This is a genomic window from uncultured Aquabacterium sp. (genome assembly GCF_913773725.1).
Lineage (GTDB): Bacteria > Pseudomonadota > Gammaproteobacteria > Burkholderiales > Burkholderiaceae_C > Aquabacterium.
On the sequence record NZ_CAJYGK010000129.1, the window covers coordinates 1 to 13563 of the forward strand.

The following is a 13563-nucleotide window of genomic DNA, read 5'->3' on the forward strand; positions in this document are numbered from 1 at the left end:
GCCAGCCCTTCCAGCGAGGACACCGGGTTGATCAGGCCGGAGAACTGCACGGCAGGCAGCATGGTGGCCAGCGAGGTGCCGAAGATGGCCGCGATCTGGCTGCCCGTGAACGAGGACATGAACAGCCCCAGCCCGGTGGCCGCGGTGACGTAGAGCAGGGCGGCGAGCGCGAGTGCGAAGAAGCTGCCCTTGAACGGCACGCCGAACACCGTCACGGCCAGGGCCGTCATCAGCAGGAAGTTGACCATGCCTGTGGCGATGTAGGGCAGCTGCTTGCCGAGCAGGAACTCCAGCCGCGTGGCCGGGGTGACGTAGAGGTTGACGATGGAGCCCATCTCCTTTTCGCGCACCACGGCCAGCGCCGCCAGCATGGCGGGGATGAAGATCAGCAGGATCGGGATCACGGCGGGCACCATGGCCACGATGCTGCGCACCTCGGGGTTGTAGCGGTAGCGCACCTCGACTTGCGCGGCCGGCGTGGTGTCCATGCCGCGCAGCCGGGCCTGTTCAGCGAGGTAGCCCGTGTGCAGCCCCTGCACATAGCCGGAGATGGTCTCGGCGCGCTGCGGCATGGCGCCGTCGATCCACACGCCGATGGCCACGGGGCGGCCGCGTGAGACATCGCGTGCAAAACCGGGCGGGATCTCGAGGGCCACGCTGATCTCGCCGTTGCGCAGGCGGCGGTCGAGGTCGGCGTCGTTCTGCAGCGGGGGCTGCTCGATGAACCACGGCGAGCCCGAAAAGTTCAGCGTGTAGTCGCGGCTGGCCGGGGTCTGGTCTCGGTCGAGCACGGCGTAGCGCAGGTCTTGCACGTCCATGCTGATGCCGTAGCCCATGATGATCATCAGCAGCACGGTGCCCAGCAGGGCCAGCGTGAGGCGGATGGGGTCGCGGCGCAGCTCGAGTGATTCGCGGTGGGCGAAGCTCATCATGCGAGCCTGGCTCCAGCCGCGGGTGCGGGGGGCGCGCGCCGGCAGTTCTGCCGCAGGGGCTTCTGACGCGGGTGCCGCGGGCGTCCCGGACGCAGCGGTTGCAGGAGGTGGCGCGTCCGCCGTGTCCGCACCGCCCTGCGCCTCCAGCAGGTAATCGATGAAGGCGTCTTCCAGCCTGTCTCGCCCCTTGCTGGCGGTCAGCTCATCCGGCGTGCCGCTGGCCAGCACCCGCCCGGCGTGCATCAGCGAGATGCGGTCGCACCGCTGCGCCTCGTTCATGAAATGCGTGGAGATGAACAGCGTCACGCCATCCCGACGCGAGAGCTCGACCATCAGCGCCCAGAACGCATCGCGCGCCACCGGGTCCACGCCCGAGGTCGGCTCGTCCAGGATGAGCATGTCGGGCTTGTGCACCACCGCCACCGCCAGCGACAGCCGCTGTCGCACACCCAGGGGCAGCGCAGCGGGCAGGGCATCGGCCACGTCGTGCAGGCCGAAGCGCGTCAGCATCTCGTCGATCCGCGCTTCGCGGGCGTCGGCCGGCACATGGAAGAGCCGTGCGTGCAGATCGAGGTTCTGGCGCACGGTCAGCTCGCCGTACAGCGAGAAGCCCTGCGACATGTAGCCCACGCGCCGACGCACGTTCAGGTCGTTGGCGTTCACCGGGCGGCCGAACAGCGCCGCGCGCCCCTCGGTGGCGGGCAGCAGGCCGGTGAGCATCTTCATCGTGGTGCTCTTGCCGCAACCGTTCGAGCCCAGGAAGCCGAAGATTTCGCCCTGCCGGATGCGGAAGCTCACGCGGTCGACAGCCGTGAAATCGCCGAAGCGGCAGGTCAGGTCTTCCGCTTCGATCGCGATGTCGCGGTGGTCGCCGCGCAGCGGTGGCACCGTGAGGGCGCGATGGTCACCGCGCCGGGCGTCGGGCAGCAGGGCCAGGAAGGCCTGCTCGAGCCCGGTGGTGCCCGTGCGGGCCAGGATCTCCGCCGGGGTGCCCTCGGCGAGCACGCGCCCGGCGTCCATGGCCACGAGGTGGTCGAAGCGCTCGGCTTCTTCCATGTAGGCCGTGGCCACGATCACGCTCATGCCCGGCCGCCGGCTGCGGATGTGGTCGATCAGCTCCCAGAACTGCCGGCGCGACAGCGGGTCCACGCCCGTGGTGGGCTCATCGAGCACCAGCAGATCCGGGTCGTGGATGAGGGCGCAGCACAGCCCCAGCTTCTGCTTCATCCCGCCCGAGAGCTTGCCGGCCGGCCGGTCGGCAAAGGGCGCCAGCCCGGTGGCGGCCAGCAGCTCGGCGATGCGACGTTGGCGCTCCTGCGCGCCATGCCCGAAGAGCCGACCGAAGAAGTCGACGTTCTCCTGCACCGACAGGGTGGGGTAGAGGTTGCGACCCAGTCCCTGCGGCATGTAGGCGATCTGCGGACAGCGGCTGCGGCGCACGCGCGCGCTCGCCATGTCGCCGCCCAGCACCGTCACGCGCCCCTGCTGAATGCGCCGCGCGCCGGCCAGCAAGGCCAGCAGGGTGGACTTGCCCACGCCGTCCGGGCCGATCAGGGCCACCGTGCGACCACCGGGCAGCGCCAGGTTGATGTCGTTCAGCGCGACCGTCTTGCCGTGGCGGTAGCCGACCTGCTCGAAGCGCGCGACCACGTCGTCGGGCATGCGGATCACGGTGTGGCCTCAGGGCCGGCTGGCCGACGAGGCGGCCGCGGCTGGAGGGCGCTCGGGCGGCAGGGCCACGGCCAGTCGGGCCGGCCAGGGCGTCTGACTGTCCACCCGCACATAGGCCATGCCGGGCATGCCGGTCTTCACCTGGTTGCGGTAGCGCGCCAACAGCGCCGGGTCGATGCGGGCGCGCACCTTGAAGACCAGCTTCTGGCGCTCGTCGTGCGTCTCGACCGTCTTGGGCGTGAACTGCGCGACGCTGGCCACGTAGGACACCGATGCGGGGATCACGTACTGCGGCGCAGCATCGAGCACCAGCCGGGCTTCGGCGCCCAGGGCCAGGCGGCCTGCTGCGGCCTCGGGCAGGAAAAAGGTCATGTAGACGTCACTGAGGTCGACCAGCGATAACACGCGTGCGCCGCCGCCCAACACTTCACCGGGCTGGGCTGCCTTTACTTGCACGCGACCCGGGCGCGGTGCGCGCAACACGGTGTCGGCCAGATCGGCCTGAACACGGGCGACGGCCGCCTGGGCGGCTTCGATTGCCGAGCCCGCTTCCGCTCGTTGAGAGCGCAACGTGGTCAGCGCCGCACGCGCTTCGGCCACCTGCGAACGTGCCGCGCCCAGGGCGGCTTTCGCGCCTTCGTGGGCGGCCTGCGCCTGGTCCAGTTGCTGTGGTGGCAGAAAGCCCTTGGCCACCAGTTCCTGCGCCCGTTCCAGCTGTCGGGCTGCCAGTGACAGTTCGGCCTGACGTTGCCCGACCACGGCTTCTGCCGTGGCGATCGCCTGCTGCCGTTGCGCCTGCAAGGCCTCGGCGGTTTCGGCCGCCTGGCGGCTCTGCGTGAGCTGGGCCTGCGCGCGCCGCAGGTCGGCCTGCAGCGTGTCGGTGTCCATCTCGGCGACCGGCTGGCCTGCCTCGACGTCGTCGCCCTCCTGAACCAGCACCGTCCTCACGCGACCGCCGGCCCGGGTGGCCACATCGATCTCGGTGCCCTCCAGCCGGCCATTGCCGCTGGCGATCCCGGCCGGCAGCGGTTCGGGCTTCAGGCGTTGCCAGACGAGGACCCCTCCGATGCCCGCCAGCACTGCGACGCCCATGACCAGAATGCGGAGACGAAGGCGAGAGGGCGGCTGACTGCTCATGGTGTTCACGGGCTCGACGAGGGTTTGTCCCGTTTTTTAGCATGGTCGTGCGACATTGCCCATGATGCGACGCAAGGTAGCACAGCCCTGCTGCGGGGGAACCTTTCTGCGGTCCGCGATACTCACCCACGATGGCCTTTGGTCGGCCAGACGCATAGCGTTGACACGATGTTGCTTTCTGCTCGTCTTTTGCCTTCCTCGTCTTCCGGCGCAGCCCGTCCGCCAGCTCCTCCTGCAGGGCGGGCTCGGCGTCCCGGCCTGACCGCCGTGGCCCTCGCCGCGTGCCTTGTGCTGGGGGCACTCCAACCCACGGTGGCCAAGGCGGCGCCAGCTCGCGCCGGTGCGTCACGGGCCGGGGCGCCGGTGCTGGAGGCGCAGGTGGAAGGCATCTCCGCCTACCGCCTCGCCAATGGCCTTCAGGTCCTGCTGATCCCCGACGCATCCAAGCCCACCACCACGGTCAACATGACATACCGGGTCGGATCGCGCCATGAAAACTACGGCGAAACCGGCATGGCGCACCTGCTGGAGCACATGTTGTTCAAGGGCACGCCGCGCCATCCCCAGGTGTGGAGCGAGTTCAACAAACGCGGCTTCCGCGCCAACGGCAGCACGTGGTTCGATCGCACCAACTACTTCGCCAGCTTCTCGGCGAACGACGACAACCTGCGCTGGTACCTTGCGTGGCAGGCCGATGCCATGGTCAACAGCTTCATTGCCCGCAAGGACCTGGATAGCGAGATGACCGTCGTGCGCAACGAGATGGAGATGGGCGAGAACGAGCCCGGTCGCATCCTGTTCGAGAAAACGCTGGCCACGATGTACCAGTGGCACAACTACGGCAAGTCCACCATCGGCGCCCGCACGGACGTCGAAGGCGTCGACATCGCCCAGCTCAAGGCCTTCTACCAGCGCTACTACCAGCCTGACAACGCCACCCTGATCGTCTCCGGCAAGTTCGACCCGGCCCAGGTGCTCGCCTGGGTGCAGGCCTCCTTCGGCCCGATCCCCCGACCGAAGCGAACCTTGCCGCCCGAGTACACGCTCGATCCGGTTCAGGATGGCGAACGTGCCGTGACGCTGCGCCGTGTGGGGGGCGTTCCGCTCCTGTACGCCGGCTACCACGTCATGCCGGGTGCCCACGCCGACTACGCCGCCATCGAGTTGCTCTCGCTGATTCTGGGCGACAGCCCGTCGGGCCGTCTGCACCGCGCCCTGACAGAGCGGCAGCTCGCGGCCAGCGTTTTTTCCTTCTCAGAAGGCCTCAAGGACCCGGGCTTCATCCTGCTGGGCGCCCAGCTCGGGCCGGAACAGGACATGGCCGCCGCGCGCGATGCCCTGGTCGGGGCGGTGGAGTCTTTCCGGACGCAGCCGGTCACCGAGGAAGAGCTGGCTCGCGCTCGGGCCAAATGGCTCAAGGCGTGGGACGCCGGCTTCTCCGATCCGCAGCATGTCGGCGTGGCCTTGTCCGAGGCGGTGGCCCAGGGCGACTGGCGCTTGTTCTTCCTGACGCGCGACCGCGTCAAGGCGGCGAAGCTTGAGGACGTACAGCGTGTGGCCAGCGGGGTGTTCCTGCCGTCGAACCGCACGCTGGGCGAGTACCACCCCACGGCGGCGCCCGAGCGCGCTCCGGTGCCGGTTCGGGCCGATGTGGCTCAGTCGCTCAAGGACTTCAAGCCACAGGCAGCGGAGGCTCAGGCCGAGGCTTTCGACGCCAGTCCCGCCAACATCGACGCCCGCACCCGCTGGTCTCGTCTGCCCTCCGGCATGCAGATCGCGCTGTTACCCAAGTCCACCCGCGGGCAGGCGGTCAAGGCCAACCTGACGCTGCGCTTTGGCACGGAAAAGACGCTGGCCAACTGGGATGTCGTACCCGATGCGCTCGCCGCCTTGCTGGACAAGGGCACCGCACGCTTGAGCCGGCAGGCCTTTCAGGACCGCCTGGATGCCCTTCAAGCCCAGGTCGGGTTTTCCGCGGCGCCAGGCCGCATCTCGGTGAGCATCAGCACCCGGCGTGAGCACCTGTCAGATGTGGTGAAACTCGTGGCCGAAGCCCTGCGTGAGCCAGCCCTGCCTGCCTCGTCGCTCGAGGAGGTTCGCCGTCAGGCCCTGGCCGCGCTCGCCGAGCAGAGCAAGGAACCCGAAGCAGTATTGCAGGAAGCCCTGTCCCGGCACGGCAACCCCTATCCCAAAGGCGACGTCCGCTATGCGCCGACCTTTGCGGAAACCGAATCCTGGTGGCGGGATGTGGCCTTGTCACGGATCCGGGCTTTCCACAGCCGATTTCTGTCGGCCAGCCATGCCGAGTTTGCTGCGGTGGGGGATTTTGATGCGGAGGCCCTTGGCCAGGCGCTCGCCGAGGGGTTCGCAGACTGGCGCGGCGGCGAGGCGTTCGAGCGGGTTCCGGATCCGCTGGTGCCCGCACCTCCTGCTCGTCTGATTCTGCGGACGCCGGACAAACAGAATGCTGCGATGTCGGTCCAATTGCCTGTTCCGTTGATGGACACGGACCCGGATTACCCCGCCTTCATGCTGGCGAACCACCTGCTGGGATCAGGGGGGGATTCGAGGCTGTGGAACCGCATACGCGAGAAAGACGGTCTTTCCTACAACGTCTACAGTGCCGTCCAGTGGAATCCTTTGGAGCGGCATTCCGAGTGGACGGCCGCTGCCATCTTTGCGCCACAGAATCGCGACAAGGTCGAGGCCGCGTTCAGGGAAGAAGTGGCCCGCGCCCTGAGTCAGGGTTTCACGCGGGCCGAATTCGAGGCGGGCAAGCGAGGGCTGCTGAATTTCAGGCGCCTGGCTCGTGCGCAGGATGCACGTCTGTCCGCTGCGCTGGCAACGAATCTTTATCTGGGGCGGCGCTTCGACGTGGCGGCGCGTGTCGACGCCCAGCTTGAAGCGTTGACGCTGGAGCAGGTGAATCAGGCCCTGCGCCGCTATCTCAAGCCCGACGATTTTGTGATCGGCTGGGCTGGTGATTTCCAGAGCAAGCCCTGAGCGGACACGCAGTGCAGGACACAAAAAAAGCCGGTCCATGAGGCCGGCTTTTTCATGAGGGGCGTGCGAGACACCGATCTGCGCGACGCCCGCCCCAATGGGTGTGGGTTCAGATCGCGAAATCTTCCAGCTTCTTGCCGGAGGCGATGGCTGCCTGAATCCACTTTGGCTGGAGACCGCGGCCCGTCCAGGTTTCACCGGTGTCGGCATTGCGGTACTTCGGGGCGACCTTGCGGCCGGCCGTGGCGCCGCCTGCAGAACCCTTGCCACCGGCCTTGGCACCCAGGTCAGCCACGCTCAGGCCGTGTTCAGCCATCATGGATTTGATCTGGGCGATCACGCCAGCGCGCTCTGCGCGACGCGCCTCCTGCAATTGCTTTTCCAGTTCGGCGGCCTGACGGGCCAGTTCGTCACGTTTGGCAAGAAGGTCCTGGTAGCTGCTCATGTGTGAATCCTTTGGTGTGGACGGTGCACGTCGTGGCGGGTGTTCAAGACGCGGTACGGCCTCGTTATGCGGGCTTTATCCCCGGCGGGTGCGATGGGGTACCGTTGGTATTTTAGCCGCGAATCGAAAACCGCCGCATGAAGGATAACGCGGGGGCGATACTCGCGTGGTGCGCGCCTTCGTAAATGAAGGTAATGCACGCCCCGTGCGGGCGTGCAGATATCACTTGCCCGGGCGGAGAACCTCGCGTTGCACGGCCTCTCCCAGCTGGATCACGGCCAGCGCGTAGTAGCTCGACTGGTTGTAGCGGGTGATCGCGTAGAAATTCTGCGTGCCGGCAATCAACGTGGGCGCAGCCGCGCCGTTTTGCAGCAGCACCAAGGCGAGCGATCCCGGATGGCTCTGTGCCGCTTGCGGCAAGGTGGCGCCCAGTGATTGCATCTCCTGTGGCGAAAAAGAAGGGACGATATCCGGCGCGAGCAGTTTGTCCAGCGCTTCGCGATTTTCGGGCGCCCGGACCTCGAAATGACTTGCCCAGCCCGATTGCCAGCCGTGACGGGCCAGATAGTTGGCCACGCTTCCGATCGCGTCCACCGGGCTGCGTTGAAGGTCGATGCGGCCGTCGCCATCAAAATCCACGGCGTGGCGACGGATGGAGCCCGGCATGAACTGCGGCCAACCAATGGCCCCGGCGTACGAGCCCAGGACTGCCTCGGGTTGCAAACCCTGCTCCTGACAGAGTTTGAGGAATTCGCTCAGTTCGCTGCGGAAGTAGGCGCTTCGGTCGCTGCGGCCTTTCGGGAAATCAAGGCTGAGCGTGGTGAGCACGTCCAGGACGCGGAACTGCCCAGTCTGCCGGCCGTAAATGGTTTCCACGCCAAGCACGCCGGCAATCACCTCGGCCGGAACGCCATACAGGGACTGAGCGCGTTGCAGGGCCGCCTCATGCTGGCGCCAGAAGGCCACGCCGGCACGAATGCGTATCGGCTCGACGAAGCGGCTGCGGTAGGCCGCCCAGTTCTTCGGCGTGCCGGCCGGCGGCGGCATCATCAGCCGCGCCACGGTCTCGCGATACCGGGCCTGGCTGATTGCGCGCCATGTCCAGTCCGGGTCCAACCCCGTCTCGCCGGCAATCTGGGTGGCCAGGACCCGGGCCTCCGGCCTTTGCGCGTACCCGTTCACGTCCCCGCCAGGCGATACGACGCGGACCTCCTCCGGCGCTGGGGGCGGGACAGGGCTGATCCGGACGGTCTCGGTGCCCGGTGGGGCGGGCATCACGTCCGGTGGTGCGGACGATGCGACCGCGGGTTGGCCTGCGGGCTGGCGCAAGGACGGAGCGGGGGCGCAAGCGGCCAGAAGCAATGCCAGCACGACAGCCGACGAGGCTGCGCGGAATGAGGGCGAGGGAGCGACGAACAGCAAGGCAGGTGGGCCATGGTCAAGCATGGCCAGAGACGGACAACGCACAGGACCTCAGTGTGCCGCATCGCCACGTGGATCCGGCGTCGATCGGTCTGGGGCCCGGCTCGGCCGGCGGGCCCGTTGCCATGCCCTGGCGTGTTCTCGCAACGTCCGCATGGCGTGTCGCCACTCGGCCGGGGGGCAGGCCTCCGCTCCATAGTGAAGGGCGTCGAGCACGGCAAGATGTTCGGCCAGTGCGACGGTGGCTCGCCTTTCTTCCAGCGTCATGGACGTTGCGCCGCCGAGGCGTTCCTCCAGCGCCCGGGCCCACGTCAGCGGAGACGGGTGCGGCGGGCTGCCCGGTGGCAATGGCAGCCCTGCGCGGGTCAGGCAACGCGCCGTGTTCCGCAACGCCCGCTGCCTCTGCGAGGTCCGGTGGCGCGGCCGTTGCCACATCAACCAGCCTACCCCGACCAGGCTGCCCAGGGCCAGCGCGGTGCCGACCACGCGCAGCAGGTCTTCCGTGTCGGGGGTCTCGAAGCCGGCCCTTTCGAGCAGTTCGAGCTGGCTCTGCCGGTTGTAGCCTTGAACCCAGGTGTTCCAGCGATGCCGTGCTGCGTCCAGGCCCGCTCGCGCCTGCCTGACCCAGTCTGGCGCCATGCGGGCCAGCGTGCCGGGGGCCTGGCCTGCCGCGGGTTCCACGAGCCGCCGTGGGCGCTCGACCCGATCCGGCGCCACGGCTGCCGTCGGGTCCACGCGCACCCAGCCCCTGTGGGGCCACCACACCTCGGCCCAGGCGTGGGCATCGCGGTTGCGTACCTCGTACCAACCGTCCACCGGGTTCCGTTCGGCGCCCTGGAAGCCCGTGACCACCCGAGCCGGGATGTCCAGCGCGCGCATGACGACCACGAAGGCGGCCGAGAAATGCTCGCAGAAGCCGGCCTGGCGATCGAGCCAGAACGCGTCGATCGGATCCGGGAGTCGACCGTTTGCGTCGGGTGCGTCCACACCCGGGGCGAGGGTGTAGCGGAATCCGGCCGTGCGGATGTGGCGGAGCAGGGCCTGAACAACCGCGCCGGTGTCGTCGGAGGCCAGTTTCTGTTGCGACTGGAACAGCCTGGCCCAAGCGATGGTTCGGGCAGCATGCCCCTCCGGCAGGGCGACCCAGGTCTGGAGCAGCGGATCGCCCTCTTGGACGAGTGGTTGCCATCGGGCCTGTGCCTCGGCTGCGAACGTCAGCCGTTCCTTCCTGGGGCGCGTGAGGCTCCATTCCGGACCGGTGCGCCTCAGCGGGATGCCAGGATCGGGAGCGGTCACCCTGGCTTCGGTCGTGCCGTCCAGCAAGGGCAGATTGCGCAAGGTCTGCGGTTCCAGGGCCAACGTATAGCGCCAGGCGGACGGTTCCCCGGCCGGCGCCATGGTGGGGTGCCAGCGCTGCGGTGCTTCGTCGGGCAGGCTGCGCCATTGGCGCCCATCGAACAGGTCGAGCACCGGGCCGCGGAAATACAGGCTGCGAGGGGGCGGTACAGGTCCGTCGAACCGGACTCGCATGGCGATGGTGTCGTCCTGAGCCAACTCCGCCACATGCCCAAGCTCCATGCGATCGGACAGACCCGTGCGCGCCATGGCGTCCGAGGGCAGCGACCACAACGGACCGAGTCGCGGAAAGAACAGATACAGGACGAGGGCCAGAGGCAGACCCCAGCCGAGCGCCCTGCATGCCTCGCGCACCGCGGTCTGGATAGGAGGTCGCCCCAGAGGGCGCTGTGCCAGCACCAGGCTGGCCAGCAGCCCGGTCAGTGCGACCGCCATCAGAACCGCTGTCAGCGGGCCCTGGTCATGAAGAAACTGGGTGAGGATCAGAAAGAAGCCCAGGGACGTGACGACGAACGCGTCCCGACGCGCGCGCAGCTCGAGCGTCTTCAGGCCAGCAAGCAGGGTGACCAGCGTGACGCCCGCAGCCCGGCCCAGCAGGGACTGAAAGGTGATCATTGTGGAAGCGACACTCAGAACCAGGGCCAGCAGCAACACCCACCGAGGCGGCAGCGGGCCATCCTTCACCGCCAGCCACGCCCGCCAGCCCAGGGCCGTCGCGGTTCCTGCCAGGCACCACCACGGTAGCCGGCCCACGTGGGGCGCAATCGTCAGTGCCAGCATGGCCAGTAGCCACAGGGTGTCACGGCCTTCGCGGGTGAGGGCCATGGGGCGGGCCTGCTTTCTGGCGGTCATCTTGGTGCCTCAGACAGCGCCAGGGCATCCAGGCACTGCAGCAGGTGAGCAGCGCCGCGTGCCGGGCCGATGGACCGGCTGGGCAGCCGGAGACCGTAGCTGGGGGCGAGGCCATCGAGCGCCTCGGCTTCTCTGAGCCAGGTGGCCAGCCTGCTGAGCCGCCCTTCGTGCGACAAGCCTGCCAACGCCGGGCTGCGCTCATAGTCCAGCCACAGGATGGGAGCCGATTCGGGCAACCTTTCCCGGCTGACCAGATCCTCGCGTCCGCCGGATTTCTTCCAGGCGATCCAGTGCATCGGGTCCCCGCGCTGGTAGGCCCGCAGCCCCTCCGGCGCGCCGTCTGCAAGGCGGTGCGCCAAGGCGGGCCCGGTGGCCTCGTCCAGGCCCACGAACTGGCTCAGAACTGGGGGGGCGTGGCGATCCAGCGGGGGCCAGATCAAGACAGCACTGGCAGGGCGCCACCAGGCCCACACACGGAAGATGCCGAGTGGGTAGGCGCTGGTCACGCGAATGCGCGGCAACGGATGCCGGCCTCGCCGAGCGGCGGGCACCGACAGCTCGACCCACTGGGCCTCGCCTGCTTCGAGTTCCACCTCCAGCGCCGGGCTCGCTGGTTCGCACAGCACCTCCAGTCGCAGGCCATGACGTCCGCGTGTTCCCGCGCCGCCGTCCAGCGTCACGGTCAGCGTCAGCGCATCGCCTGCGTGGGCACTGGGTGGCGGCTGCAGTTGCAAGCGCAATCCGCGCAGGTTGTCGTGTGTCTGGTGAAGCGCGGCGAGCGCCGCACCCGCCAGAGCAAAGGCCAGCGCGTAGCCCAGGTTCACCTCCTCGTTGATCGAAGCGAGCAACAGCACCAGCGTCACCGCGGCCAGGCTCCAGCCCGATCGGCTGGGCAGGATGTAAAGGTTGCGGTGCGTCAGCGTCAGCTCGTCGCCCGGAATCAGGCGTGACAGCCACCACTGCGCCCAGCGCGCTCGCCCGCGCTGCCACACCGTCGGGGCGGCTTGTGTCATGGCAGCGGAACGGACTCCAGCAAGGCCCTGGCCTGACTGGCGGCGCCGCGTCCTGACTGGGGCAGCGGTGTCAGCCGGTGCGCTGTGGCGGGCAGCCACAGTTGCTGGATGTCTTCTGGCGACACGTGACCGCGCCCCGTCACCAGCGCGCGCGCGCGGGCCAGTCGCAGCACCGACAGCCCGGCGCGCGGACTCAGCCCCTGAGCGAACCACTGCCCGTTGCGCGTGGCCGCGATCAAGGCCTGGAGGTAGTCCAGCAGCCCGGGGGCGACGTGCACTCGCTCGATCTGGGCCTGCCAGTGCTGCCATTGGTCTGGGGTCATCACCGGCTGCATCCGGCCCAGCAAGGCGCGTCGGTCCTCCCCGGCCAGCAGGGCACGCTCGGCTGCAGGGGGCGGATAGCCCAGCGACAGCCGGATCGCGAAGCGGTCCAACTGCGACTCGGGCAGCGGGTGGGTGCCCAGTTGTTCGCCGGGGTTTTGCGTGGCAATCACGAAAAAGGGCGAGGGCAGGGCACGCGTCATGCCGTCTACCGACACCTGGCGCTCCTCCATCGCTTCCAGCAAGGCGCTCTGGGTGCGCGGGCCGGCACGGTTGATCTCGTCGGCCAGCAAGACCTGAGCAAAGACCGGCCCGGGGTGAAACACGAACTCGCCCCGTTGCCGCTCGTACACGCTCACGCCGATCAGGTCCGAAGGCAGCAGATCCGACGTGAACTGCACCCGGGCGAACGCGAGGCCCAGGGAGCGCGCCAGCGCCTGCGACAGCGTCGTCTTGCCCACACCCGGGATGTCTTCGATCAAAAGATGGCCCGACGCCAGCAGGCAGATGACGGCCAGCGTGACCTGCTCCCGTTTGCCGATCACGATCGTGCTAACCTGATCGATCAGGTCCGAGAGTGAAGAAGAGGACGGCGGCATGGCGGCCTCGGCGCCCACGCGGGCATCAGCCGATGAGTCAGTGCGAAGCATGCCCGACCATACCCCAAAGCACCGTGGCCTGCAGACCGAGAGAGACCCATGGCGACCGGCTATTTTTCCCATCCCGACTGCCTGGCCCACGAGATGGGGCAGGGCCATCCGGAGTGCCCGCAGCGCATCCACGCGATCGAAGACCAGCTTCGTGCGCAGGGGCTGGACGCCCTGCTGCAGCGCGAGGACGTGCCCCTGGCTTCGAACAGCGATCTGGCGCTGGCGCACGATCTCAACTATGTGTTGACGCTGGACGACTTCCTGCAGCAGCTCGAGGCCAACGGCGACATGCGGGCGCTGGACCCGGACACCTGGGCCTGTCCGGGCACCCGTTCGGCGGCCTGGCGGGCAGCCGGCGCAGCCGTGGCGGCCACCGATGCGGTGCTCGATGGCCGCATCGACAACGCCTTCTGTGCGGTGCGGCCGCCCGGCCACCACGCCATGCACAACCAGACCATGGGGTTCTGCTTCTTCAACAACGTGGCGGTGGCCGTGCGGCACGCGCTCGATGTGCGCGGTTTGCAGCGCGTGGCGGTCGTCGATTTCGACGTGCACCACGGCAACGGCACCGAGGACATCCTCAACGGCGACGACCGCGTCCTGATGGTCGGGTTCTTCCAACACCCGTTCTACCCCTACAGCGGTGCCGAGAGCCGGGCTGGAAACATGGTCAATGTGCCGCTGCCCGCGCGCACCAACGGTGCCACCGTGCGGGACGTGGTCGATTCCTACTGGATGTACCGCCTGGAAGACTTCCGCCC

At 68.3% G+C, this 13563-nt stretch carries 9 protein-coding genes; 2 read left to right on the forward strand and 7 right to left on the reverse strand.

The genetic code is table 11. The features are described 5' to 3' along the window. A partial coding sequence (gene rbbA / locus QZ709_RS15485; protein WP_294638295.1) for a ribosome-associated ATPase/putative transporter RbbA occupies positions 1 to 2594 on the reverse strand: 2594 nt, incomplete at its 3' end. Positions 2595 to 2612: 18 nt separating this feature from the next. Beyond that, positions 2613 to 3740, reverse strand: a complete 1128-nt coding sequence (locus QZ709_RS15490; RefSeq protein ID WP_294638288.1) for an HlyD family efflux transporter periplasmic adaptor subunit — start codon at positions 3738 to 3740, stop codon at positions 2613 to 2615. Positions 3741 to 4007: 267 nt separating this feature from the next. On the opposite strand from QZ709_RS15490, the gene QZ709_RS15495 reads away from it, so the two are divergent. Then, positions 4008 to 6743, forward strand: coding sequence for a pitrilysin family protein (locus QZ709_RS15495; protein WP_294638289.1), 2736 nt, complete (start codon positions 4008 to 4010; stop codon positions 6741 to 6743). Positions 6744 to 6852: 109 nt separating this feature from the next. On the opposite strand, the gene QZ709_RS15500 is transcribed toward QZ709_RS15495, so the two are convergent. From QZ709_RS15500 to QZ709_RS15520, 5 genes are all read right to left on the reverse strand, one after another. Next, the gene (locus tag QZ709_RS15500) at positions 6853 to 7188 is read right to left on the reverse strand and encodes an H-NS histone family protein (RefSeq protein ID WP_294638290.1); all 336 of its coding nucleotides are present in this window, start codon (positions 7186 to 7188) and stop codon (positions 6853 to 6855) included. Between the two features lie 222 nt (positions 7189 to 7410). Further along, positions 7411 to 8370: a lytic murein transglycosylase B gene (mltB, locus tag QZ709_RS15505; protein ID WP_294638291.1), complete on the reverse strand. Its 960-nt coding sequence runs from the start codon at positions 8368 to 8370 to the stop codon at positions 7411 to 7413. Positions 8371 to 8661: 291 nt separating this feature from the next. Beyond that, positions 8662 to 10791, reverse strand: a complete 2130-nt coding sequence (locus QZ709_RS15510) for a transglutaminaseTgpA domain-containing protein (protein ID WP_294638292.1) — start codon at positions 10789 to 10791, stop codon at positions 8662 to 8664. A 23-nt stretch (positions 10792 to 10814) separates the two neighbouring features. Beyond that, on the reverse strand, positions 10815 to 11831 hold the full coding sequence (locus QZ709_RS15515; RefSeq protein ID WP_294638293.1) for a DUF58 domain-containing protein: 1017 nt from the start codon (positions 11829 to 11831) through the stop codon (positions 10815 to 10817). Continuing rightward, the gene (locus QZ709_RS15520; protein ID WP_294638296.1) at positions 11828 to 12751 is read right to left on the reverse strand and encodes a MoxR family ATPase; all 924 of its coding nucleotides are present in this window, start codon (positions 12749 to 12751) and stop codon (positions 11828 to 11830) included. Before QZ709_RS15520 ends, QZ709_RS15515 begins: the two co-directional genes overlap by 4 nt. A gap of 99 nt (positions 12752 to 12850) precedes the next feature. On the opposite strand from QZ709_RS15520, the gene QZ709_RS15525 reads away from it, so the two are divergent. Then, the coding region (locus tag QZ709_RS15525) for a histone deacetylase family protein (protein WP_294638294.1) at positions 12851 to 13563 on the forward strand (713 nt) is incomplete at its 3' end.

Coding starts and splice junctions, on each gene's coding strand:
- QZ709_RS15490 (WP_294638288.1), bottom strand. CDS start 3,740: ATGAGCAGTCAGCCGCCCTCTCGCCTTCGTCTCCGCATTCTGGTCATG.
- QZ709_RS15500 (WP_294638290.1), bottom strand. CDS start 7,188: ATGAGCAGCTACCAGGACCTTCTTGCCAAACGTGACGAACTGGCCCGT.
- QZ709_RS15510 (WP_294638292.1), bottom strand. CDS start 10,791: ATGGCCCTCACCCGCGAAGGCCGTGACACCCTGTGGCTACTGGCCATG.
- QZ709_RS15515 (WP_294638293.1), bottom strand. CDS start 11,831: ATGACACAAGCCGCCCCGACGGTGTGGCAGCGCGGGCGAGCGCGCTGG.
- QZ709_RS15520 (WP_294638296.1), bottom strand. CDS start 12,751: ATGCCGCCGTCCTCTTCTTCACTCTCGGACCTGATCGATCAGGTTAGC.